The sequence below is a fragment of the Pseudomonas sp. GNP012 genome, from assembly GCF_054343835.1.
Window position 1 is genome coordinate 6164838 of record NZ_JBTGUU010000001.1, and the last position, 22078, is coordinate 6186915.

Consider the following 22078-nt stretch of genomic DNA (forward strand, 5'->3'; position numbering starts at 1 on the left):
GCCTCAGTACGCCGAGGGAGACAGCGCCGAGTCCCGGCGCAATTTGTCGCCAGCCGGGTTCACGGCTTCGCGCAGGAAACCGAACCCGGTGTGGCGGTCGAAACGGAACAGCGTGTTGGTGACATACACGTCGTCGCGCACACCGACGACTTCCACCACTTCGCTGACACAGCGGCGGCCGTCGGGCATGCGCGTGAGCTGGATGACCACGTCGAGCGCCGCGCAGATCATCTGCCGCAGGGTGCGCTCGGCGATGCTGCGGCCGGTCAGGCCCACCAGGGTCTCCAGGCGCAGCAGCGCATCCTGGGCGTTGTTGGCGTGTACGGTACTCATCGAGCCGTCGTGGCCGGTGTTCATCGCGGTCAACACATCGACCACTTCGACGCCGCGAATTTCGCCGAGGATGATCCGGTCCGGGCGCATCCGCAGGGCGTTGCGAATCAAGTCGCTGGCTTTTACTTCGCCATGGCCTTCGGCATTCGGTGGACGGGTTTCCAGGCGCACGACGTGAGGATGGCCCAGTTGCAGTTCGGCGACGTCTTCGATGGTGACCAGGCGTTCCTGAGGGTTGATCAACTGGCTGAGAATGTTCAGCAGCGTGGTCTTGCCGGTGCCGGTGCCGCCGCTGATCAGAATGTTGCAGCGTTTGCCTACGGCTTCCTGAATGAATTCGAAGATCGCGTGATCGATGGATTGCATCGCCACCAGGTCGGAGCTTTTGAGCATGTCCTGGCGGAATTTGCGGATCGACAGGCACGGGCCATCGAGGGCTATCGGCGGAATGATGGCGTTGACCCGGCTGCCGTCCGGCAGGCGCGCGTCGACCATGGGCGAAGACTCGTCGAGCCGCCGGCCCAGGGGCGCGAGAATCCGTTGCATGACACGTTCGACGTGGTGCGAATCGATAAAACGCAAGTCACTCAGATGCAGCAAGCCTTCGCGTTCGACAAATACACGGTGTGGACCGTTGACCAGGATCTCGGTCACCGCCGGGTCGCGCAGCAGTACTTCCAACGGGCCGAAACCGGTGAGTTCGTCGACGATCTCCTCGGCCAGACGCTCCATTTCATAGCGGGAAATCGCCAGGTGCAAGCGCGCGATGTACTCGGCCACCTTGTCGATCACGAATTGCGACAGTGCCTGGCGCGTGCCCTCCAGCAGGTTTTTCCCCGACTCTTCGATGGCGTCGATGATGTAGCGGTGCAGCACCAGTTTCAGGCCTTCGTGGTCGGTATTGCCGACCGCGCCGCGATGGGGGGAACCGAAGAGTTTTTCACTGCTCATTGTGCGCCCCTCAAGCGGTTGAACCAGCCGGTCTTGGGTTTGACCAGGCCTTCGGAGTGCCTGGCCAGGCGCTCGCCGAGTGCTCGCAGACTCTGGGTGAGGCCCTCGCGCGGGGCCAGCTCGAACAAGGTCAGGCCCTGGTTCTTGGCGTTGAGCCGCACTTCCGGGCTGTAGGCGAGGGTGGCGATGATCTCCAGGCCGAACGTCTTGCCCAGGGTGTCGGCGTCCGGTGCGACGTTGCGCAGGTAGCGGTCCACGAGCAGTCTGGCGTGATCGAGCTTCATGCCTTTTTCGCGCCAAAAGTTGAGCACCGTGAGGTTGCGGCGGCAGTCGAGCACGTTCTGATCGGTGTACCACAGCAGTTTGTCGCAATGGCTGACGAAGGTGCGCAGCGCTTCGCTGTCGGGTTGGCCGGTGAGGTTTACCACGATGTGCTGGAAGTGTTGGCGCAGGGCGCTGAGCAGCATGTACAGCTCGGCGGCACTGGTGTGCTCCAGCGGTTCATCGCCACTGGCGTAGGCAAGGATGCGCAGCCCGGCTTCGCAACTGGTGAAGGCGCTGTCGATCAGCGTCGCGTCCAGGCGTCGCAAATGGCGCAATGCATCGCCGAAATGAAACGAGCTTTCAAGGCCCAGCAGCGCCAGGCTATCGCCCCGGGGTAATCCCAGGTCCAGCAACAGCGTGTGCTGTCCGCTTTTTTGCACCACTTGCGCCATGTGCGTGGCCAGCAACGCGCCGTCGGCGCTGCTCTGCACGCCATACAGCACGGTCAGGCGGCCCAGGTGCGTGTTCGGCGCGACAGCGGGCAGGCGTTTGCTCAGGCGTCGCACCAGCCCCGCGACTTCACTTGAGCGTGAACCATAGGCCACGAAATCCCTGGCCCCGGCGCGCATCGCATTGAGTACAAGCTGGTTGTCCATGCCGTCGCCCAGCGCGACGATCGCCAGCATCGGCTTGGCTTCCAGCGCGCCTTCGATCAGCGCGCTTTGGGTGACCACGTGGTCGCGGTCCAGGCCGATGAACACCAGGCTGGCGCAGGTCACGTCCACCAGTGCCAACAGTTCGTCGAGGCTGCCGCCACCGGCGCTGACCACCTGGCCCAGGGGCGCAAGGGCACCTTGCAGCCATTCCAGGTCGGTGCTGTTGCGCGTGATCGCGAGGAAGGTTTGACTCAAGTTCTGGCTCATTGCGATAACTCGCTACGTGATATCGCACTTGCCGACAGGCCGCCGAGCAAAGTGGCCCGGATCAAGCCGTTGAACATTGGCGTAAAAGGTCTGCGCATGGAAAGGCATCCTTGCTCGACTCAGGGTGTTTGTTGGGTGATCTCGATACCGCGAATGACTTCCACACTCTGCTTGCGCGGGGCGGCGACAGAGTTGGTGACAGGTTTGGGTGGCCCGGTCATGGCCAGCTGGCTGAATTGCAACAACTCGCGGTTGGCATTGGCCAGGTTGGCGGCAGAGTTGCTTTCGCCGGCCCAGTAGCGCGCCAGGCGTTTCTCATCGGCGCTGCGCACGGCCAGGCGCAGCACGCCGGCTTGGGTCGCGAGCATCAGGCGGCTCACCAGTTGTTCAGGAACGGCGAGCAGTACGGTCCGGGCCGCGGCGCGCGATTGATCCTGTTTGAGTTTTTCCTCGGCGTTGCGTGTCGGGCTGGAAGGCTGGCCGTCGTTGGTCAACCCCAATTGCTCGCCGACTCCGAGCACCCGCAAGGCCGGCACCACGAGTTGGGCCGTTGGCTGCGGATTGAGGGTGTCCATGCGCAGAAACAGCAGCACATCGACATAGTCGCCCGGCGTCAGTTGCCCGCCGACAATGACCACTTCGTCCGTGGCGACCGCCAGGGCGCGTTCATTGGGGCGGATCATCCGCGACAGCTTGCTGCCGGCTTCGAAACTTTCGTCGTTGAGCCAGCTGCCGGCGGTGAGGGCGCGCCAAGGGGTGCGGCCAATCGCCTGGTCGAGGCTGGTCAGGCTGCCGGCCGGAGCAGTGTGCAACTGTTCCAGCACGACATCGGCGGCGGTGATCGGCGTATAGGGCGCGACATCGTTGACCAGCACGACCACGGGATGGCGGGTCGGGTCATTTGTCGACAGTGGCGCCTGTGTGATGACCAGCGGTGCATTGACGGTGGGCTGGGCAACGGCCTCGGGAGCCGGTTGGCGACTTAATGTGAGTCCCCAGTAACCGGTAATGATGGCGCCGACCAGAAACAATCCGGCGAGACCCAGAGTGACACGGCTGTTCATGAAGGCTCTCCCTTTCCTGCTGCGCAAACCCCGTCAAGTCCAACGAGAAAACTTCGCAATCAGGCAGCTATGAACATGGAACTATTTCGCTATTTGACCGTAGCGCAGGTAGAGCAAAATGCCATTAGCGCGTGGAAAATATCTAACGAAAGTGCAAAGTTGCGATAAAACGACCCGTTTTTGACGTCAACGAAACGGTTAATACTTTAGTGTTAATGCGTATTTACAGTTGTTGGGCCGGGGAATGCCGACAATGCTGGTGCTGGCACTGGGGAATCATGTTGCGTCCGTGCAACACCCGTCGTCGTCCAGGAGAAATGTCATGTCTTTTTCCAAGCTTGTTGAGAAGGTCAAATCCGGGATCGCTTTTTACAAGGGCCTGGCCAAGGATACCGAGGGTGCGTCCGGTATCGAGTACGCGATCATTGCCGCCATGGTCGCGGTGGTGCTCGCCGGTTTCAGCCCGGGTGTCCAGACCGCCATCACGACCACGTTCACCGCTATCCAAGCGGCGCTGTGACAAGGACGTCGACAATTTAGGGTTTCTAACGTCAGCGCTTTGTCCCTTGCAGGTGTCACCTCATGAACGCTCACGCACAGCCACGCCAACAGCTGCTTCTGGTGGATGACGAAGAGGACGCATTGCTTGAGTTGGCGGAGTTGCTGGAGGGTGAGGGGTTCAATTGTTTTACCGCCACTTCGGTCAAGCTTGCACTGCAGCATCTGACCCGGCATCCCGATATCGCTTTGGTGATCACTGATTTGCGCATGCCGGAGGAGAGCGGCATGTCGTTGATCAGGCGGTTGCGCGAGCATACGTCTCGCGAGCATTTGCCGGTGATTGTGATGTCGGGGCATGCGGGCATGGATGATGTCAGTGATATGTTGCGCTTGCAGGTGCTGGATCTTTTTCGCAAGCCGATTTATCACGTGCGGTTGTTGGAGACGTTGAATAATCTGTTTCCGTTGCCGCAGGTTTATTTGGTCAAGGGGTGATTGGGTGACCTCTGGGTTGAGTACATATCCGGTTCTTCGGTAACGGCGACTTATGGTTTCGCCCTTACGGCGAGTCCCTTTTGTCAAACGACACAAAAGGAACCAAAAAGTCTCGCCCCTTACGTACGGCCCCTCGCTGAGGCTCGGGGTTCCTTCGCTCCGGTATTCATCCAGGGGCATTGCCCTCCGGTCGGCTTCGCTTCGACCTACATGCAATGAGTTCGACTGCGTCGAACGGCGCTGCGCGCCCATCCCCGGATGAACACCTGCGCTCAGCCTGCCGAGGGGGCGGGTGGATCAAGATCAAAAGCGGCAGGCGAGCTAACGCTCGGCCTGTTGAGTGGTGAAGAGCCTCTATGTACGCCGCTCTGTCTTTGCTCTTCTGTGGGAGCGAGCCTGCTCGCGAAGGCGGCCTGACAGCCGACCTGAACCTGGCGGATGTACCTCGACCCTGTGGGAGCGGGCTTGCTCGCGAAGGCGGCCTACCGGCCGGCCTGATTATCTGGATGTACGCAGCCCGGCGAGAGCAAGCCCTCGCCACAAACATCGGCCTTGTCAGGCCACCGGCCGCCAGTGCCCGACCATGTGCTCCAGATCCCCGACACCCACCAACTGAAAATCCCCGCTCGCCCCCGGCTCGCTGGCCAGCAGCGTCACCTCACCGGGCAACCGTACCGGCTTCTTGAACTGCACGGCGATCTCGACGTTCGCCACTGGCAGGTGCCCGGCCAGTGCCGCCAGTGTGCGCGCCTTGTTCCACAGGCCATGGGCGATGGCGGTCGGGAAACCGAAGAGTCGGGCGCTGGCCGCGCTCAGGTGGATCGGGTTGTAGTCGCCGGACACCTTGGCGTATTGCCGACCAATGTCCGAGGGCGCTTTCCAGTGTTCGACTTCGTTCATGTCCAGACTCGTTTCCAGGTTCTCCTCAAGCGGTTCGCCCTCGAGTTTGACGCCGCGGCAGAGCATCCGGCTTTGTGCCTCCCACAACGGCCCCAGTTGATCGTCGAGGGTGGTCAGCAAGTCGAATGTCGCGCCTTTGGCGTGGGGTTGCAGGTTCTGCACCTGCACGCTGACACGCGCCCGATTCACCCCACCCATGGGGCGTAGCAGACGAATTCGATTGCTCAGGTGAATCAGGCCCAGCAGCGGGAACGGGAAGTCCCTGGCTGTGAGCAATTGCATCTGCAAGGCAAAGCCGAGGATATGCGGATAGGTCGGCGGCAGCAGGCCGTTGTCGGCGAAGCCACAGACCTTGCGATAGGCCGCCAGGCGTTTGGGATCGACGTCGACCCAGCAGCGCAAACCCGAATCGGGCAGGGTGGTGCCGGTGATTTTTCGCCGTGTCGCCGCTCGTGCGTACAGCCCCGGGAGGCTCGGTTCGCGGTTGAGAGTGTGCCAGTCGGTGATCATCCTCAAGCCCCCAGAACGCTTTGCCCGCATACGCGCAACGCTTGTCCGGTGAATGCGCCGGTGCCGGGTTGCGCGAGCCAGGCCACGGCTTCGGCGACGTCCTGTGGCAGGCCGCCCTGGCCGAGGGCACTCATGCGCCGTCCGGCTTCGCGCAGGCCGAAGGGGATGTGCGCGGTCATTTGCGTTTCGATGAATCCGGGTGCCACGGCGTTGATGCTGATGCCGCGTTCGGCGAGCAGCGGCGCCCAGGCTTGCGCCAGGCCAATGAGCCCGGCCTTGCTCGCGGCGTAGTTGGTTTGCCCGCGATTGCCGGCGATGCCGCTGATGGAGGCCAGCAGAATCACCCGAGCGTTGTCGTGCAGGGCGCCGCTATCGAGCAGGGCTTTGGTCAGCACTTGCGGTGCGTTGAGGTTGACTGCCAGTACGGCGTCCCAGAAGTCCGGGGTCATATTGGCCAAGGTTTTATCGCGGGTGATGCCGGCGTTGTGCACCACGATGTCGAGGCCGTCGGGTAATTGTTCGATCAACTGCGAGGCTGCATCTTCGGCGCAGATGTCGAGGCTGATGCTTCGCCCGCCAAGGCGTGCGGCGAGGGCATCGAGATCGGTTTTGGCCGCCGGCACATCGAGCAGGATGACGTCGGCACCGTCACGGGCCAGGGTTTCGGCGATGGCGGCGCCAATGCCGCGCGCCGCGCCGGTAACCAGTGCCTTGCGCCCGGCGAGCGGGCGCGTCCAGTCGCTGACGGGCGTCGAGCACGGATTCAGGCGAATGACCTGCCCGGACACGAAGGCGCTTTTGGGCGAGAGGAAAAACCGCAGCGGGCCTTCCAGTTGCGCCTCGGCCCCTTCGCCGACGTAGATCAATTGCAGGGTGCCACCGCTGCGCAATTCCTTGGCCAGGGAACGGCTGAAACCTTCCAGGGCGCGTTGGGCACTGGCAGCGAACGGGTCACGCAGGGTTTGCGGATCGCGTCCGAGAATCACCAGGTGCGCACAGTGATCGAGGTTCTTCATCAGCGGCTGGAAGAACTCGCGCAGTTGCTTGAGCTGATCGGTGTGCAGCAGGTCACTGGCGTCGAACACCACGGCCTTGAGTTTCGGTCCATGGCCGGGAATCCAGGCCGTGGCCATCGAAGGCTCGGTGCCGTAGCTGTAGATCGCGTCGGTCAGGCGGTTGGCGAAGGCACTGACGTGTTCCGCCAATGGCCCGCCGCCGATCAGTAGCGCACCTTCCACGGGCCGCAGCCGGCCTGCCTGCCAGCGCTCCAGTCGAGTCGGTGCCGGCAACCCCAGGGCACCGACCAGGCGATGGCCGATGGACGAATTGGCGAAGTCGATATAGCGGTCAGACATGGAACGCGCTCCGAAAGCTGAGGTTCAAAGTGTGGACCATGAATGGCGATCAGTCGTTCGATCCACGAGATAAGGCCTACGCTTGGTTACAGCAGATTAGTTTGTCGCAGGATTTATGGTGCAACGCTGTCCCTGTGGGAGCGGGCTTGCTCGCGAAAGCGGAGTGTCATGCAACATTGATGTCGACTGACACGACGCCTTCGCGAGCAAGCCCGCTCCCACAAGGGGCAGTGTTCAGTTCAGATAATTCATCAGGAGTTCTTATGACCCAGCTGCGCCGCGTCGCGATCATCGGCGGTAACCGGATTCCTTTCGCCCGCTCCAACGGCCCCTACGCCACGGCCAGCAACCAGGTGATGCTCACTGCTGCCCTCGAAGGCCTGATCGAGCGCTACAACCTGCATGGCCAGCGCATCGGCGAAGTGGTCGCCGGGGCCGTGCTCAAGTTGGCGCGGGACATGAACCTCACACGCGAGTGCGTACTCGGCTCGCGGTTGTCGCCCGCCACCCCGGCCTATGACATCCAGCAGGCGTGCGGCACCGGGCTGGAAGCGGCGTTGCTGGTGGCGAACAAGATTGCCCTGGGCCAGATCGATTGCGGCATCGCCGGTGGCGTGGACACCACTTCGGATGCACCGATCAGTGTCAGCGAAGGGCTGCGTAAAATCCTCCTGCAAGCCAATCGCGCCAAAACCACCGGCGACAAACTGAAGACCTTCCTGCAATTGCGCCCCAAACATCTGATCCCCGAGTTCCCGCGCAACGGCGAGCCACGCACCGGGTTGTCCATGGGCCAGCATTGCGAGCTGATGGCCCAGACCTGGAACATCCCGCGCGAAGCCCAGGATCAAATGGCGCTTGAGAGCCATCAGAAACTGGCGGCGTCCTATGCCGAAGGCTGGCACAACGATCTGATGACGCCGTTCCTGGGACTCACTCGCGACAACAATCTGCGCCCGGATTCGACCCTGGAAAAGCTCGCCGCACTCAAGCCGGCCTACGAGAAAAGCGCCAAGGGCACCCTGACGGCGGGCAACTCCACGCCGCTGACCGATGGGGCGTCACTGGTGCTGCTGGGCAGCGAGGAATGGGCGAAGGAGCGCGGTCTGCCGATTCTCGCGTATTGGCGTGACGGCGAGGCTGCTGCGGTGGATTTCGTCAACGGTGCCGAAGGGTTGTTGATGGCGCCGGTCTACGCTGTGCCGCGCTTGCTCGCGCGCAATGGCCTGACCTTGCAGGACTTCGACTACTACGAAATCCACGAAGCCTTCGCCGCGCAGGTGCTGTGCACATTGAAGGCGTGGGAGGATCCGCAGTACTGCAAAACCCGTCTGGGGCTCGATGCGCCGTTGGGCTCGATTGACCGCAGTCGGCTCAACGTCAAGGGCAGTTCACTGGCGGCAGGGCATCCGTTTGCCGCCACGGGCGGGCGCATCGTCGCCAACCTGGCGAAGTTGCTGGATGCGGCGGGAAAGGGGCGGGGACTGATTTCGATTTGCGCGGCGGGTGGGCAGGGCGTGACCGCGATCATCGAACGCTGAGTTAAAACAACTGTGGGAGCGAGCTTGCTCGCGATGGCGGAGTGTCAGCCAACATCTATGTTGGATTAACCATCCTCATCGCGAGCAAGCTCGCTCCCACAGGGTTTAGTGGTGAGTTTGCAAATCAGGTACGGAACCTGCGCACCAGCCCGTCCAGTTCGTTCGACAGCCCGGCCAGGCTCTGGGAGTCCAGGCGTGCCGAGTTGGCCAGTTCCGCCACCAGTTGCGCATCGCCATGGATCTGGCTGATGTGCCGGTTGATGTCTTCGGCCACTTGATGCTGTTGTTCCGCCGCCGTGGCGATCTGGGTGTTCATGTCACGGATCACGTCCACCGACTCGCGAATCTGCCCGAAGCTGTTGCGCGCCTCACCGATGCGCGTCACCGATTGCTGGGACACTTCCAGACTGGCGTGCATCTGTTGGGTCACCTGGCTGGTGCGTTTGGCCAGGTTGCCCAGCAGTCCGTCGATTTCCGCCGTGGAGTCGGCCGTGCGCTTGGCCAGGGCTCGTACTTCGTCGGCCACCACGGCAAAGCCGCGGCCCTGTTCACCGGCCCGGGCCGCTTCGATCGCGGCGTTCAGCGCCAGCAGGTTGGTCTGTTCGGCGATCGAACGGATGGTCCCCAGGATCGACTGAATGTCGTTGCTGTCGCGCTCCAGTTGTTGCATCGACTGGGCTGACTGTTCGATTTCCTGGCTCAGGCGATCAACGCTGTTTACCGCCGCATCGATCTGTTGCTGACCTTCGCGCGCCTGGCGCTGGCCACTGTCGGCGGATTCCGCCGCCTGGCTGCAAGAGCGCGCAACTTCGTTGGCGGTGGCGACCATTTCGTGGAATGCCGTGGACACCATGTCCACCGCTTCACGCTGGCGTCCGGCGGCTTCGGCCATGTCGCTGGAGACCTGGGTCGAACTCTTGGAGGTGGCGAGGATCTTGCCCGCCGCGCCGCCGATGTTCTGGATCAGGTTGCGAATCGCGGTCAGGAACTGGTTGAACCAGTTGGCCAGCTGCGCGGTTTCGTCGTTGCCACGGATTTGCAGGTTCTGAGTCAGGTCGCCTTCGCCTTGGGCGATGCCCTCAAGGCCGCTGGCCACGCTGCGGATCGGACGCACGATGAGGCTGGCAAAACTGGCGCCGACGATGGCGAAGATGACGGCCAGGACGGCGGCGATAATGGCGATCAACCAGGTCAACCGGGTCGCGGAGCTCATCACGTCGTTCTGTTTGATCAGGCCGATGAAGGTCCAGCCCAGTTGCTCCGATGGCCAGACGTTGGCCATGTAGCGCTCGCCGTTGAGCTCCACTTCCACCAGGCCCTTGCCGGCCTTGGCCAGTTGCGCGTAGCCGTCGCCCAGGCTGTTCAGGGGTTTGAAGTTGTGTTCCGGTTGTTTCGGATCCACCAGGACCGTGCCGGTGTTTTCCAGCAGCATCAGGTAGCCGGTTTCGCCGAGCTTGATCTGTTTGACGATTTCGGTGAGCTGCTTGAGCGTCACATCGATGCTGACCACGCCGCCGTTGGTGCCCAACTTGTTGTCGATGGTGCGCACGGTGCTGACGTAGGTCGCGTCGTCCTGGGCCCAGTAGTAGGCCTCGGTGCGGAACGGCTTGCCCGGCTTGGCCTGGGCGGCCTTGTACCAGGGGCGCTGGCGCGGGTCGTAGTTGTTCAGCTTCGGATCATCCGGCCACGACACGTAGCCGCCCGCCGCCGTGCCGAGGATGGCATAGGCGTAGGACGGGTGGCTGTTGCCCAGGTCCTGGAGCAGGGTGAAGACCTTCTTGTCCATCTCGCCCTGGGGAACGCTCTCGGCGTTGGCAGCCATGTAAGTCTTGAGGCTGTCGTCGGAGTTTCGGATCAGCGGCTGCCTGGCCAGGTAATCGACGTTCTGGCTGATGCTGTCAAAGAACAATTGCATGGCGTTGCTGACCTGACGAATCTCGCGGGCACTGCCGTCGATAAATTCGTCCCTGGCATCACTGCGCAGGTTCAGCACAACGAGGGTGGCGACCAGCACCACGGGTAGGCAGGCGATGATTGCAAACGCCCAGGTCAACTTCTGTTTGATGTTCATCCGCGCTCCAGATTTTCTTGTAGGCCCACGCAGTGCAGATGACTCGCGGTTTATTGGCAGCCGTAATCGTTCTTGGTCAACCCGGGTCCTTGAGTGCGGCATCGCTTTTGTTGTGGCTGCGATTGTCGGACAAATCACTTTGTCACTAAGGACTTCGGCTGTTGTCGGAGGAAATTGAGGCCTGTTGGGAAAAATCCTACGGAAGGATTGAGAAGTGGTGTCGGCTTCTGTCGCAATTGCCCTCAATGTCCTTGCACAACAAGTGACGCAGGCTCGGCTATGATCCGGTGTGACCCGTGGCGGTCGTCGGTTTTACCCGTTGAAATCGGCACATTGTGTGCTTGTGCAATGTTCATAAGTCGGCAACCCCTCCCCCCCGTGAGTGGATTGCCGTATAACGAATGACTTTCGCGTGTTTGGTAATAAAGGACCCACAATAAAAGCTGATGAAGACTCCAAAACGCATTGAACCCCTGATCGAGGACGGTCTGGTCGACGAGGTGCTGCGCCCACTCATGAGTGGTAAAGAAGCAGCTGTTTATGTGGTGCGCTGCGGTAACCAGTTACGTTGCGCGAAGGTCTACAAGGAGGCGAACAAACGCAGTTTTCGTCAGGCGGCCGAGTATCAGGAAGGCCGCAAGGTGCGCAACAGCCGTCAGGCCCGGGCGATGGCCAAGGGCTCCAAGTTTGGCCGCAAGGAAACCGAAGACGCCTGGCAGAACGCTGAAGTGGCGGCGCTGTTCCGTCTGGCCAATGCCGGTGTGCGCGTGCCCAAGCCGTTCGACTTCCTTGAAGGCGTGCTGCTCATGGAGTTGGTGGCCGACGAGTACGGTGATGCGGCGCCGCGCCTGAACGATGTGGTGCTGGAACCGGACCAGGCCCGTGAATATCACGCGTTCCTGATTTCGCAGATCGTACTGATGCTGTGTACCGGTCTGGTGCATGGCGACCTGTCCGAGTTCAACGTGCTGCTGACGCCGACCGGCCCGGTGATCATCGACCTGCCACAAGCGGTGGATGCGGCGGGCAACAACCACGCGTTCAGCATGCTCGAGCGCGACGTGGGCAACATGGCGTCCTACTTCGGGCGATTTGCGCCGGAGTTGAAAAAGACCAAATACGCCAAGGAAATGTGGGCCTTGTACGAGGCCGGCACCTTGCACCCGGCCAGTGTCCTGACCGGCGAGTTCGCCGATACGGAAGAGCTGGCCGATGTGGGCGGCATCATGCGCGAAATCGAGGCCGCACGCCTGGATGAAGAGCGCAAGCAAGCCGTACGCGCGGCGGACGATGCGCCGCCGGGCAAGACCGAAGAACCGCCTCCGCCGTGGATGCAGTGATCGGCTAAAGAAAAACCCGGCTTCGGCCGGGTTTTTTGTGGGTTACAGATTCAATGTGACAGACACCATACCTGTGGGAGCGAGCTTGCTCGCGATGACGTCGGCACATCCAGCATTGATGTATCAGATACACCGCTATCGCGAGCAAGCTCGCTCCCACAGGGTTTTGCGGTGCCCTGCAATCACGCGCGGGCCGGGGTGGCACAGCACCCCGACTCCAGATTCTTCAGAATCGGGCAATCCGGCCGATGGTCGCCATGGCAGTGCTCAACCAGATCCTGCAGCGTGTCGCGCAACTGCCCCAGTTCACGGATCTTCCGGTTCAGCTCATCGATATGCTGACGGGCCAAAGCCTTCACATCGGCGCTGGCGCGCTGGCGGTCTTGCCAGAGGGTCAGCAACTTGCCGACTTCCTCCAGGGAAAACCCAAGGTCCCGCGAGCGCTTGATGAACGCCAGCGTGTGCAGATCGTCATCGCCATACACTCGATAACCGCTGTCGGTGCGATGGGCCGCCTTGAGCAGGCCGATGGATTCGTAATAACGGATCATCTTTGCACTCAGGCCGCTGTGGCGGGCCGCTTGGCCGATGTTCATCGGTTGTCCTCCAGGTCCTTGGGTTTCCAGGTTTTCAACAGTAGCGCATTGCTCACCACGCTGACGCTCGACAGCGCCATGGCTGCACCGGCCAGCACCGGATTGAGGAAGCCAAACGCCGCCAGCGGAATGCCGATCAGGTTATAGACAAAGGCCCAGAACAGGTTCTGCCGAATCTTGGCGTAGGTCTTGCGGCTGATCTCCAATGCAGCCGGTACCAGTCGCGGATCGCCGCGCATCAGGGTGATGCCGGCCGCGTGCATGGCGACGTCGGTGCCGCCCCCCATGGCGATGCCGATGTCGGCGGCGGCCAGTGCCGGGGCGTCATTGATGCCGTCGCCGACCATCGCCACCACGCCTGTTTCCTTCAGAGCGGCGACGGTGGCGGCTTTGTCCGCCGGCAGCACCTCGGCATGCACGTCCTGGATGCCCAGCGCCTCGGCCACCACCTTGGCGCTACCGCGATTGTCGCCGGTCAGCAGGTGGCTGCTGATGTTCCGTGCGTTCAGTTGCTGCACCGCTTGCAGCGCGCCGGGCTTGAGGGTGTCACCGAAGGCGAACAGGCCCAGCACCTGGGGGGCGGGGGATTGTTCGATCAACCAGGACAAGGTCCGGCCTTCTTGTTCCCACGCGATCGCCGAGTCGGCCAACGGTCCGGCGTTCAAGCCGCTGTCCTCCAGCAGGCGACGATTGCCCAGGGCCAGGCGACGACCTTCCAGTGTGCCGGCAATGCCGCGGCCGGTCAGGGACTGGCTGTCGCTGACGTCGGCCACCTTCAAGTGGCGTTCGGCGCAGGTATCCAGAACAGCCTTGGCCAGCGGATGCTCACTGCCGCGTTGCAGGGCGCCGGCCAGTTGCAGCAGGCTCGCTTCATTGCCGTCGATGGCACTCAGATGAGCAATGCGCGGGGCGCCGGAGGTCAGGGTGCCGGTCTTGTCGAACACCACTGCGCTGACTTCGTGGGCACGCTCCAGTGCTTCGGCGTCCTTGATCAGAATCCCGTAGCGTGCCGCAACGCCGGTGCCGGCCATGATCGCCGTCGGCGTGGCCAGGCCCAGTGCGCAAGGGCAGGCGATCACCAGCACCGCCACGGCGTTGATCAGCGCGGTTTCCATCGGCGCGCCATACAGCCACCAGCCGATCAGGGTTGCCAGGGCAATCAGCAGCACGGTGGGCACGAACACCTGGCTGACTTTATCCACCAGTTTCTGGATCGGTGCCTTTGCGGCCTGGGCGTCTTCCACCAGGCGGATGATCCGTGCCAGTACGGTTTCCGCACCGAGGGCCTGGGTACGCACCAGCAACCGGCCTTCACCGTTGATCGCGCCGCCCGTGACTTTGTCGCCGGGCTGTTTGGGCACCGGCAGGCTCTCGCCACTGATCAGGGCTTCGTCGGCGTGGCTCTGGCCTTCTATCACTTCGCCATCGACCGGGAAGCGCTCACCGGGTTTGACCATCACCAGGTCATTGAGGCGCAGGGCGCTGATGGCGACTTCCTGCTCGCGGCCATCGAGCACCTGAATCGCCCGTTCCGGGCGCAAGGCTTCGAGGGCGCGGATGGCGCTGGCGGTCTGGCGCTTGGCGCGGCTTTCCAGGTACTTGCCCAGCAATACCAGGGCGATCACCACCGCCGAGGCTTCGAAATACAGGTGCGGCATGCGCCCGGCGGCGGTGGCCCATTCATACACACTCAAGCCATAACCGGCGCTGGTGCCCAGGGCCACCAGCAAATCCATGTTGCCGGCACCGGCGCGTACGGCTTTCCAGGCAGCGACGTAAAACCGTGCACCGAAGATGAATTGCACTGGCGTGGCCAAGACGAATTGCGCCCAGGCCGGGAGCATCCAGTGCACGCCGAACGGTTGCAGCAGCATCGGCAAGACCAGCGGCAAGGCGAGGACGATGGCCATGATCAAGGCCAGGCGTTCGCGATGCAGGCGCTGTTGCTGATTGTCGGCCAGTGGGTGTTCGGCTTCCCATACGCTGGCGGTGTAACCGGCCTTGGTCACGGCCGCGATCAAGGTTTGCGGATCGACGTGGCCGAGCAGTTCAAGGTGGGCGCGTTCGTTGGCCAGGTTGACGCTGACGCTTTTCACTCCCGCCACCTTGCCCAGTGCCCGCTCGACCCGACCGACGCAGGACGCGCAGGTCATACCGTCGATGCTCAGTTCCAGATTTTGCTGTGGCACGCTGTAGCCGGCCTTGGCCACGGCATCCATCAGGGCTGGCAGGCTGTCGCTGGGTGCCTGGACCCGGGCCTGTTCCGTGGCGAGGTTGACGCTGACGGCACTGGCGCCAATGACTTTGCTCAAGGCGCGCTCGACACGCCCGGCGCAACTGGCGCAGGTCATGCCGGCAATCGGCAGGTCGAACGTGGTGGATTCGGACATCGGTCGCACTCCCTGTAGTAGATGACCACAGGATCAACCTTGCCATGCTGGCAAGGTCAAGTGCCAATCTTAGACGTGTCACTGATTGAATGTGGGAGCGGGCTTGCTCGCGAAGGCGTCGTGTCAGTCGACATCAATGTTGCATGACGCACCGCTTTCGCGAGCAAGCCCGCTCCCACAAGGGGTGTGTGTCAGTAGCCGAGACCGGCGCGTTTCAGATACATGCCTTCCTGCGTCATCGCGATCCGGTATTTGAGGACATCCCCGGCCTTGAGCTGGATATCCTGCGATCCCGGCGCGAGCATGCCCGGATTGCAACCCGGCATCTGACCAGGGAGCAACTTGAGGCGCAGCGAGACGATGCCGGGCGGCAGGTTGAACGAGGTGCTCTGCTCCTGAAACAGCCGCGCCGCCAATTGATCCTGGATGTACACACCGATCTCGCAGCTGGTCGCGACTTCCAGGCGTTCGCGGGAAATGATCAGCACGCCATAATCCTGACCGGCAGCATTGACCGAAGGCACGGCGGCGAAAAGGCTGAGAAAGCCAAACAGGCTGAAAACCGACCAGCGCATGGCTGAATCTCCTGAGTTCGAGTCATTGATGGACGCAGCTTGGCCGAGCGTAGCGCCGATTGCCAGCCCGGCAGCAATCTTCAGAACTTGACCTTGCCATGGTGGCAAGCTCGAAACTGGACTCAACCCTCGGAAAAGGAGTCATCCCATGCAAGTGTTCAACGTTGAAGGCATGTCTTGTGGCCACTGCGTCAAGGCCATCACTCAGGCCGTGCAGGCCAGGGACCCGGCAGCCAGTGTGCGGGTCGATCTGGCGGCTAAAGAAGTCGGTGTCGAAAGTGCGCTGACTGCCCAGCAAGTGATCGAGGCGATCAGCGAAGAGGGGTATGGTGTCAAACTGGCCTGATTTTGATAGTTAGCGAGCTACCGGAATGTTCAAGGCGTCCATGCGCGGCTAGACTGTCGGGCTGCCGACTCCTGCCTCACTGGATGCCTGATGAACTTCCGTACCATTCTGATTCTCGGCGCCTTGAGCGCTTTCGGTCCGCTGGCGATCGATTTCTACCTGCCGGCCTTCCCGGCCATGGCGCTGGCTTTTGGTACGGACGAAAATCACGTCCAGATGACGTTGGCGGCCTACTTCCTCGGCTTGTCCATCGGTCAGTTGGCCTATGGCCCGGTGGCGGATCGTTTCGGGCGACGCATTCCGTTGCTCACCGGTGTCGGTCTGTTCACCGCGGCCTCGGTGGCGTGCGCCTATGCGCCGAATCTGGAATGGCTGATCGGTGCGCGTTTCGTCCAGGCGTTGGGTGGCTGCGCGGGCATGGTGATTTCCCGGGCGGTGGTCAGCGACAAGTGTGATGCAGTGGGCTCGGCGAAAGTCTTTTCACAGTTGATGCTGGTGATGGGGCTTGCGCCTATCCTCGCGCCATTGCTGGGTGGGTTGCTGGTCAACACCACAGGCTGGCAGTCGATCTTCCTGGCCTTGACCGGGTTCAGTGCGTTGGCGGGGCTGGCGGTGGCCACGGGATTGCCGGAAAGCTTGCCGGCCCACATACCGCGCCAACCGCTGTCGGGCGCGCTGCGCCAGTACGGTCGGTTGCTGGCCGACCCGATATTTCTTGGCCATGCCTTGACCGGGGGCATCGCCATCGCCGGGATGTTTGCCTACATCGCCGGTTCACCCTTCATCATCATCAAGCTCTACGGCGTTCCGGCCGAGCATTTCGGCTGGTTGTTCGGCACCAATGCGGCGGGCTTCATTCTGGTGGCGCAGGTCAACGCGCGGCTGCTGGCCAAACGTGGCCCGACGTTCTTGCTGGCGCGCGCGGTGTGGGTTTATCTCGCGGCCGGTCTGACCCTGCTCGCTGTCAGCGCTTTGCACACGGCCCAGCTGTGGCCGCTGCTGATTCCATTGTTCATCTGTATTTCCAGCCTCGGTTGCATCAGCCCCAACGCCGCCGCCTGCGCGATGAGCGGGCAGGGCGCACGGGCCGGTAGCGCCTCGGCGCTGCTCGGTTGCCTGCAGTTCAGCGTGGCGGCCGGTGCCTCCGCGCTGGTGGGCGTTTTGCACGATGGCAGCGCCGTGCCGATGGCCATGGTCATCAGCCTGTGCGGAATTCTGGTGGTGAGCGCTGCGGTGCTCACCCGGCGTTTGCAAAATGCCCGGGCGCTGGCGCAAGCCCAGGTTTGAGGCCGGAATCAGCCTGCAGCGCGCTGCGGGTGGAGGATGGGGATCTGGTGAGGGGCCTGGATACGGGCCTCGAGGGTACGCGTGAAAGCGCGAGCTTCTGCTTCGCTGCGGAACGTCACCGCATGCTGGTCTAAGCGGACTTGCCATTGGGATTTTGCCAATTCTTTTATCAGGATCTTCACAACGGATCACCTCTCGTAAAAGACGTTACGCAAAAGACTGCCTCGCAGGAGATTCGATTGTAGTCCTGAATACGAGCACCATTGTGACAAGAATCAACTGTCGGACTGACGGTTTGTAACCAAAAAAAACACGACTTTTCGATGGCGTCCAAAGGGGGGATCTGCGACCGGGACGTTCCGGTCGCAGACGAAAAAACGCAGAAAGGATGAAACCGGAAAGGTTTTTTTTCAGCGTTTCAAAATCCTTCCAGAACAATCTTGCCCTTGGCCTTGCCGCTTTCCAGCAGGGCATGGGCACGGCGCAAATTGGCCGCATTGATTGTGCCGAAGTGTTCACCCACCGTGGTTTTCAGTGTCCCGGCATCGATCAGCCAGGCGACGCGATTGAGCAGGTTGTGCTGCTCGATCATGTCCGCGGTTTCAAACAGCGAACGGGTGTACATGAACTCCCAGTGCAGCGACAGGCTCTTGCGCTTGAGCTTGCTCACGTCCAGCGACTTGGGGTCATCGATCAGTGCCAGCTTGCCTTGGGGCGCCAATGCCTCGACCAGTTGGTCCAGGTGCTGGTCGGTCTGGGTCAGGCTGGCGACGTGGGTGACCTGATCCACACCGGCCAGCTTGAGTGCTTCGCTCAGTGGCTGGCCATGGTCGATCACCAGATCGGCACCCAGCTCTTTCACCCAGCTTTGGGTCTGCGCGCGCGAAGCGGTGCCGATGACTTTCAGGGCCGTCAGCTGGTGAGCCAGCTGCGTAAGAATCGAGCCCACGCCCCCTGCCGCGCCAACGATCAACAGGCTCTGGCCTTCGTCGGTTTTGCCTTCGCGCACTTGCAGGCGTTCGAACAACAGTTCCCAGGCCGTGATCGCGGTGAGCGGCAGGGCGGCGGCCTCGGCGAAACCAAGGGTCTTGGGCATATGGCCGACGATGCGTTCGTCCACCACATGCAGCTCGCTGTTGCCACCCGCCCGCGCGATGGAGCCGGCGTAAAACACCTTGTCGCCGACCGAGAACAGCGTCACCTCACTGCCCACAGCCTTGACCACGCCAGCCACGTCCCAGCCCAGCACCTTGGCCGCGCCGCCTTCGGGTTGGACGTTCTGGCGCACCTTGGTGTCCACCGGGTTGACCGAGATGGCTTTGACTTCCACCAGCAAGTCGCGAGGGCCGGCAACCGGCTCCGGCAACTCGATGTCTTGCAGGGCTTTGTCATCACTGATCGGTAACGAGGCGTAGTAGGCAATGGCTTTCATGGGGACTCCTGAACACTAATAAAGAAGTGATTCGATGGGGGAGATGATTGGCTATTTCTCCTGAAGATAAAACCGGCTAAAAGAGCAGTCTCTTTCAATGTTTTTTTGATAATAGGTGTTCTTGATGCTGCGTTTCGATGACTTGCAGTTGTTCGTGCGGGCGGCGGACCTGGGCAGTCTGTCCGCCGCCGCGCGGGGCATGGACATGTCGGCGGCGGTGGCCAGTGCAGCGCTCAAGCGCATCGAACAACAACTCGGCGCCCGTCTACTGGCCCGTTCGACCCGCAGCTTGCGCCTGACCGCCGAGGGCGAGGGCTTTCTCGAATACGCCCGCGCGGCCTTGAGCAATCTCGACGAGGGCCGGCGATTACTGGCCAGCGGTCAGGACCAGGTCAGCGGGGTTCTGCAACTGTCGGCGCCGTCGGACTTTGGCCGCAATCTGCTGTTGCCCTGGCTTGACCAGTTTCAGCGCGAGCATCCGAAACTGACCGTGCGCCTGCTGCTGGGGGACCGCATCGCCGACCTGTTCCGCCAGCCGGTAGACGTTGCCCTGCGCTACGGTGAACCGGAGGACTCCAGCCTGGTGGCGCTGCCCATCGCCCCGCAGAACCGCCGGGTGTTGTGCGCCGCTCCCGACTATCTGGCTCGCCACGGCGAACCGCGGCATCTGGAGCAACTGGCACAGCACAATTGCCTGTTGTACATGCTCGGCAGCAGGGTCCACGATCACTGGAGTTTTCACGACGGCAAACGCGAAGTCAGCCTGACCGTCAGCGGCGATCGCTTCAGTGACGATGCCGACGTCGTTCGCCTTTGGGCCGTGGCCGGTGCCGGGATCGCCTACAAATCCTGGCTCGATGTCGCCGCCGATGTACTGGCCGGGCGCTTGAAGGTGCTGATGCCGGAACTGCTCTGCGAGCGCGCACCGTTGAATCTGTTGTGCGCCCATCGCGCGCAATTGAGTAAGCCGGTGAACCTGTTGCGCGAAATGCTTGTCAGCCGATGCGCCCTGTTGAGCAGTCAATTTCCGGGCTTTTCGGATATCGATCATTAGTCGTACAAAAAAAGAGAAATTTCCCTCAGGAACTATCACCACCTATGCCGGGCGGAGGACAGGATCCGCCGACCAACCCGCATATACTAGCGCTCTCATCATGTAAGTAGCGTCGAGCCCCAATGGCGGGTCCACGTTCGAGTCGGCCCGGCAGCACGGTCATCCTTCTGACCTTCGCGGCATCGGCCAGGCAGCGCCAATGGGTGAGCAAGGCGTTGCCGGATTCATGGCAGTTTCCACGGATTGGCCGACGACACATTACTGGTCAAGATGTTTCTGGTCAGAAGACGAAACGATTCAACAGGGAGTGAATACATGGAACATGCACCTTGCATCAGCCAGATCGCCACATTGCTGGCTGACCCAAAGCGCAGCGCAATGATGTGGGCCTTGATGGATGGTTCGGCGCGAGCAACCGAAGAGTTGGCATTACTGGCCGGCCTGTCACCGTCTTCGGCCAGTGCACACCTGGGACGTTTGTCCGCTGGAGGTCTGTTAAAGGTTGAAAGCCGCGGCCGCAAACGCTTCTTCCGCCTGGCTGCCCCCGAGGTAGGGGCGGCAATCGAAGCGCTGGCCAGCGCGACCTTCGCCAGCGCGCACCAGGATATTCCGGAGGTGTTCAAGCGCAATGCGCCACTGGTCAAACCCCGGGCAGTGCGCTCGTCACTGCTGAGTGCCCGGCTGTGCGACGATCACTTGGGGGGACTCTGTCCGCCGACCTGTATCAGCGACTGCTGGAAGCGGGCTGGATCGAGCATTCGGATCAGCGGGTCACGGTCACGCTCAAGGGCGCGACGGAGTTGGCGGCACGGGGAGTGTTCATCCAGGCGCTGGCCCATCGCAACGGCAGGGTTGCCTGCGCGTGCCCTGACTGGAGCGAAAGACGCCCGCACATGGGCGGCTCGCTGGGGGCCGCCTTGTTGCAGTTGTTCATGCAGTCGGGGTGGCTGAGCCTGCCCAACGATTCCCGAGCCTTGCAGGTGACGGCCTCCGGGCAACGCGAAATTCATCGCTTTGCCCTGGAAACCGAGTTGGAAATGGCACTGTAGTCGTCGGCTTGCTGGCGATGGTGGCCTCCCATTCAGCATCGCTGGCAGCCAGCTCCTACAAGGTTTGCGTTTGCCTTCAGGGTTTCACCAACCTCGCATCGAGGCTGTTCTGCGCCAGGCGTCTGGCCTGGTCCTGGGTCATGCCCAGGTGGGTGTGCAGGGCATGGAAGTTCTCCGTGACATAACCGCCGAAGTACGCCGGATCATCGGAGTTCACGGTCACTTTCACACCGCGTTCCAGCATGTCGAGAATGTTGTGCTGCGACATGTGATCGAACACGCACAACTTGGTGTTCGACAGAGGGCATACGGTCAGCGGGATCTGCTCGTCAATGATCCGCTGCATCAGGCGCTCGTCTTCGATGGCGCGTACGCCATGGTCGATGCGCTGGATTTTCAGCAGGTCGATGGCTTCCCAGATGTACTCGGGCGGGCCTTCTTCACCAGCGTGGGCGACGGTCAGGAAGCCTTCGTGACGGGCACGGTCGAACACGCGCTGGAACTTGCTTGGCGGGTGGCCCATCTCGGAACTGTCCAGGCCCACGGCGACGAACGCATCGCGGTACGGTAGCGCCTGGTCGAGGGTTTTCTGTGCTTCGTCTTCGCTCAGATGGCGCAGGAAGCTCAGGATCAAACCGCTGGTGATACCCAGCTGCTGCTCGCCATCCTTCAGCGCGGCGGCGATGCCGTTGAGCACCACTTCGAACGGGATGCCACGGTCGGTGTGGGTCTGCGGGTCGAAGAACGGTTCGGTGTGAATCACGTTCTGCTCTTTGCAGCGCAGCAGGTACGCCCACGTCAGGTCATAGAAATCCTGGGAGGTGCGCAGTACATCGGCACCTCGGTAATACAGGTCGAGGAACTCTTGCAGGTTGTTGAAGGCATACGCCTTGCGCAAGGTTTCGACGTCGCTCCATGGCAAGGCAATCTTGTTGCGCTCGGCCAGGGCGAACAACAGCTCGGGCTCCAGCGAGCCTTCCAGGTGCAGATGCAATTCTGCCTTGGGCAGGGCGTTCAGCCAGTCATACATGATTCTTTTCTCATCAGGTGCAATGGTCGCCATTCTACAGAGGGTTGCCGCAACAATTGGTAAAACCTGAC

18 protein-coding genes and 2 pseudogenes are annotated in these 22078 nt (G+C 61.9%); 8 read left to right on the top strand and 12 right to left on the bottom strand.

Annotated features, from left to right (window positions below):
* Nucleotides 1-3: 3 nt before the first annotated feature.
* From ACXX83_RS27815 to cpaB, 3 genes are all read right to left on the bottom strand, one after another.
* The gene (locus ACXX83_RS27815) at nt 4-1284 is read right to left on the bottom strand and encodes a TadA family conjugal transfer-associated ATPase (protein ID WP_217837095.1); all 1281 of its coding nucleotides are present in this window, start codon (nt 1282-1284) and stop codon (nt 4-6) included.
* Nucleotides 1281-2471, bottom strand: a complete 1191-nt coding sequence (locus tag ACXX83_RS27820; RefSeq protein ID WP_126049062.1) for a CpaE/TadZ family protein — start codon at nt 2469-2471, stop codon at nt 1281-1283. Before ACXX83_RS27820 ends, ACXX83_RS27815 begins: the two co-directional genes overlap by 4 nt.
* Before the next feature lie 119 nt (nt 2472-2590).
* Nucleotides 2591-3535, bottom strand: a complete 945-nt coding sequence (gene cpaB, locus ACXX83_RS27825; RefSeq protein ID WP_458550133.1) for a Flp pilus assembly protein CpaB — start codon at nt 3533-3535, stop codon at nt 2591-2593.
* A gap of 322 nt (nt 3536-3857) precedes the next feature.
* Between cpaB and ACXX83_RS27830 the strand changes: the two genes are divergently transcribed.
* Complete coding sequence (locus ACXX83_RS27830) at nt 3858-4055, top strand: Flp family type IVb pilin (protein ID WP_458550134.1); 198 nt, start codon at nt 3858-3860, stop codon at nt 4053-4055.
* A 62-nt stretch (nt 4056-4117) separates the two neighbouring features.
* Nucleotides 4118-4531: a response regulator gene (locus tag ACXX83_RS27835; protein WP_007980910.1), complete on the top strand. Its 414-nt coding sequence runs from the start codon at nt 4118-4120 to the stop codon at nt 4529-4531.
* A gap of 555 nt (nt 4532-5086) precedes the next feature.
* Here the strand turns inward: ACXX83_RS27835 and ACXX83_RS27840 are convergent.
* Nucleotides 5087-5941, bottom strand: a complete 855-nt coding sequence (locus tag ACXX83_RS27840; RefSeq protein WP_458550135.1) for a MaoC family dehydratase — start codon at nt 5939-5941, stop codon at nt 5087-5089.
* A 2-nt stretch (nt 5942-5943) separates the two neighbouring features.
* Nucleotides 5944-7296: a 3-oxoacyl-ACP reductase gene (locus tag ACXX83_RS27845; protein WP_458550136.1), complete on the bottom strand. Its 1353-nt coding sequence runs from the start codon at nt 7294-7296 to the stop codon at nt 5944-5946.
* A gap of 263 nt (nt 7297-7559) precedes the next feature.
* Between ACXX83_RS27845 and ACXX83_RS27850 the strand changes: the two genes are divergently transcribed.
* Nucleotides 7560-8837, top strand: coding sequence for an acetyl-CoA C-acetyltransferase (locus ACXX83_RS27850; protein WP_458550137.1), 1278 nt, complete (start codon nt 7560-7562; stop codon nt 8835-8837).
* A gap of 124 nt (nt 8838-8961) precedes the next feature.
* Here ACXX83_RS27850 and ACXX83_RS27855 read toward each other — a convergent pair whose 3' ends face one another.
* Both ACXX83_RS27855 and ACXX83_RS27860 read right to left on the bottom strand, forming a co-directional pair.
* Nucleotides 8962-9729 carry a methyl-accepting chemotaxis protein gene (locus ACXX83_RS27855; RefSeq protein WP_371319548.1) on the bottom strand — a complete coding sequence of 256 codons (768 nt, stop codon included), beginning with the start codon at nt 9727-9729 and terminating at the stop codon, nt 8962-8964.
* Between the two features lie 90 nt (nt 9730-9819).
* A pseudogene (locus tag ACXX83_RS27860) lies at nt 9820-11010 on the bottom strand (cache domain-containing protein); the annotation flags it as partial.
* 344 nt (nt 11011-11354) lie between these two features.
* Between ACXX83_RS27860 and ACXX83_RS27865 the strand changes: the two are divergent.
* Complete coding sequence (locus ACXX83_RS27865; protein ID WP_126049080.1) at nt 11355-12248, top strand: PA4780 family RIO1-like protein kinase; 894 nt, start codon at nt 11355-11357, stop codon at nt 12246-12248.
* 182 nt (nt 12249-12430) lie between these two features.
* On the opposite strand, the gene cueR is transcribed toward ACXX83_RS27865, so the two are convergent.
* The 3 genes from cueR to ACXX83_RS27880 all read right to left on the bottom strand — a co-directional run bounded on the left by cueR (nt 12431) and on the right by ACXX83_RS27880 (nt 15809).
* On the bottom strand, nt 12431-12844 hold the full coding sequence (gene cueR, locus ACXX83_RS27870) for a Cu(I)-responsive transcriptional regulator (RefSeq protein WP_015093328.1): 414 nt from the start codon (nt 12842-12844) through the stop codon (nt 12431-12433).
* A complete protein-coding gene (locus tag ACXX83_RS27875) occupies nt 12841-15234 on the bottom strand; it encodes a heavy metal translocating P-type ATPase (protein ID WP_458550138.1) in 2394 nt (797 codons plus the stop codon). The genes cueR and ACXX83_RS27875 overlap by 4 nt, the downstream gene beginning before the upstream one ends.
* A gap of 191 nt (nt 15235-15425) precedes the next feature.
* Nucleotides 15426-15809 (bottom strand): hypothetical protein, encoded by a 384-nt coding sequence (locus tag ACXX83_RS27880; RefSeq protein WP_102702253.1) that lies wholly within the window; start codon nt 15807-15809, stop codon nt 15426-15428.
* Nucleotides 15810-15957: 148 nt separating this feature from the next.
* On the opposite strand from ACXX83_RS27880, the gene ACXX83_RS27885 reads away from it, so the two are divergent.
* Nucleotides 15958-16155: a cation transporter gene (locus tag ACXX83_RS27885; RefSeq protein WP_007971846.1), complete on the top strand. Its 198-nt coding sequence runs from the start codon at nt 15958-15960 to the stop codon at nt 16153-16155.
* A gap of 90 nt (nt 16156-16245) precedes the next feature.
* Entirely contained in the window at nt 16246-17442 is a 1197-nt protein-coding gene (locus tag ACXX83_RS27890) for a multidrug effflux MFS transporter (RefSeq protein ID WP_458550139.1), read from the top strand.
* A gap of 418 nt (nt 17443-17860) precedes the next feature.
* Here the strand turns inward: ACXX83_RS27890 and ACXX83_RS27895 are convergent, their stop codons facing one another.
* Entirely contained in the window at nt 17861-18874 is a 1014-nt protein-coding gene (locus tag ACXX83_RS27895; RefSeq protein ID WP_217837106.1) for a zinc-binding alcohol dehydrogenase family protein, read from the bottom strand.
* A 124-nt stretch (nt 18875-18998) separates the two neighbouring features.
* Between ACXX83_RS27895 and vimR the strand changes: the two genes are divergently transcribed.
* A complete protein-coding gene (gene vimR / locus ACXX83_RS27900; protein ID WP_217837107.1) occupies nt 18999-19928 on the top strand; it encodes a transcription regulator VimR in 930 nt (309 codons plus the stop codon).
* A 315-nt stretch (nt 19929-20243) separates the two neighbouring features.
* Nucleotides 20244-20977: pseudogene (locus ACXX83_RS27905) on the top strand (ArsR/SmtB family transcription factor).
* A gap of 76 nt (nt 20978-21053) precedes the next feature.
* Here ACXX83_RS27905 and ACXX83_RS27910 read toward each other — a convergent pair.
* On the bottom strand, nt 21054-22007 hold the full coding sequence (locus tag ACXX83_RS27910) for an adenosine deaminase (protein WP_217837109.1): 954 nt from the start codon (nt 22005-22007) through the stop codon (nt 21054-21056).
* Between the last annotated feature and the right edge of the window lie 71 nt (nt 22008-22078).

Bases quoted from the DNA above. Each gene is read 5' to 3' on its own strand.
- vimR (WP_217837107.1), top strand. From the start codon at position 18,999: ATGCTGCGTTTCGATGACTTGCAGTTGTTCGTGCGGGCGGCGGACCTG.
- ACXX83_RS27830 (WP_458550134.1), top strand. From the start codon at position 3,858: ATGTCTTTTTCCAAGCTTGTTGAGAAGGTCAAATCCGGGATCGCTTTT.
- ACXX83_RS27855 (WP_371319548.1), bottom strand. From the start codon at position 9,729: ATGGCCGAAGCCGCCGGACGCCAGCGTGAAGCGGTGGACATGGTGTCC.
- ACXX83_RS27840 (WP_458550135.1), bottom strand. From the start codon at position 5,941: ATGATCACCGACTGGCACACTCTCAACCGCGAACCGAGCCTCCCGGGG.
- ACXX83_RS27835 (WP_007980910.1), top strand. From the start codon at position 4,118: ATGAACGCTCACGCACAGCCACGCCAACAGCTGCTTCTGGTGGATGAC.
- ACXX83_RS27890 (WP_458550139.1), top strand. From the start codon at position 16,246: ATGAACTTCCGTACCATTCTGATTCTCGGCGCCTTGAGCGCTTTCGGT.
- ACXX83_RS27820 (WP_126049062.1), bottom strand. From the start codon at position 2,471: ATGAGCCAGAACTTGAGTCAAACCTTCCTCGCGATCACGCGCAACAGC.
- ACXX83_RS27845 (WP_458550136.1), bottom strand. From the start codon at position 7,296: ATGTCTGACCGCTATATCGACTTCGCCAATTCGTCCATCGGCCATCGC.
- ACXX83_RS27885 (WP_007971846.1), top strand. From the start codon at position 15,958: ATGCAAGTGTTCAACGTTGAAGGCATGTCTTGTGGCCACTGCGTCAAG.
- ACXX83_RS27865 (WP_126049080.1), top strand. From the start codon at position 11,355: ATGAAGACTCCAAAACGCATTGAACCCCTGATCGAGGACGGTCTGGTC.
- ACXX83_RS27910 (WP_217837109.1), bottom strand. From the start codon at position 22,007: ATGTATGACTGGCTGAACGCCCTGCCCAAGGCAGAATTGCATCTGCAC.
- ACXX83_RS27895 (WP_217837106.1), bottom strand. From the start codon at position 18,874: ATGAAAGCCATTGCCTACTACGCCTCGTTACCGATCAGTGATGACAAA.
- ACXX83_RS27880 (WP_102702253.1), bottom strand. From the start codon at position 15,809: ATGCGCTGGTCGGTTTTCAGCCTGTTTGGCTTTCTCAGCCTTTTCGCC.
- ACXX83_RS27815 (WP_217837095.1), bottom strand. From the start codon at position 1,284: ATGAGCAGTGAAAAACTCTTCGGTTCCCCCCATCGCGGCGCGGTCGGC.
- cueR (WP_015093328.1), bottom strand. From the start codon at position 12,844: ATGAACATCGGCCAAGCGGCCCGCCACAGCGGCCTGAGTGCAAAGATG.
- ACXX83_RS27875 (WP_458550138.1), bottom strand. From the start codon at position 15,234: ATGTCCGAATCCACCACGTTCGACCTGCCGATTGCCGGCATGACCTGC.
- cpaB (WP_458550133.1), bottom strand. From the start codon at position 3,535: ATGAACAGCCGTGTCACTCTGGGTCTCGCCGGATTGTTTCTGGTCGGC.
- ACXX83_RS27850 (WP_458550137.1), top strand. From the start codon at position 7,560: ATGACCCAGCTGCGCCGCGTCGCGATCATCGGCGGTAACCGGATTCCT.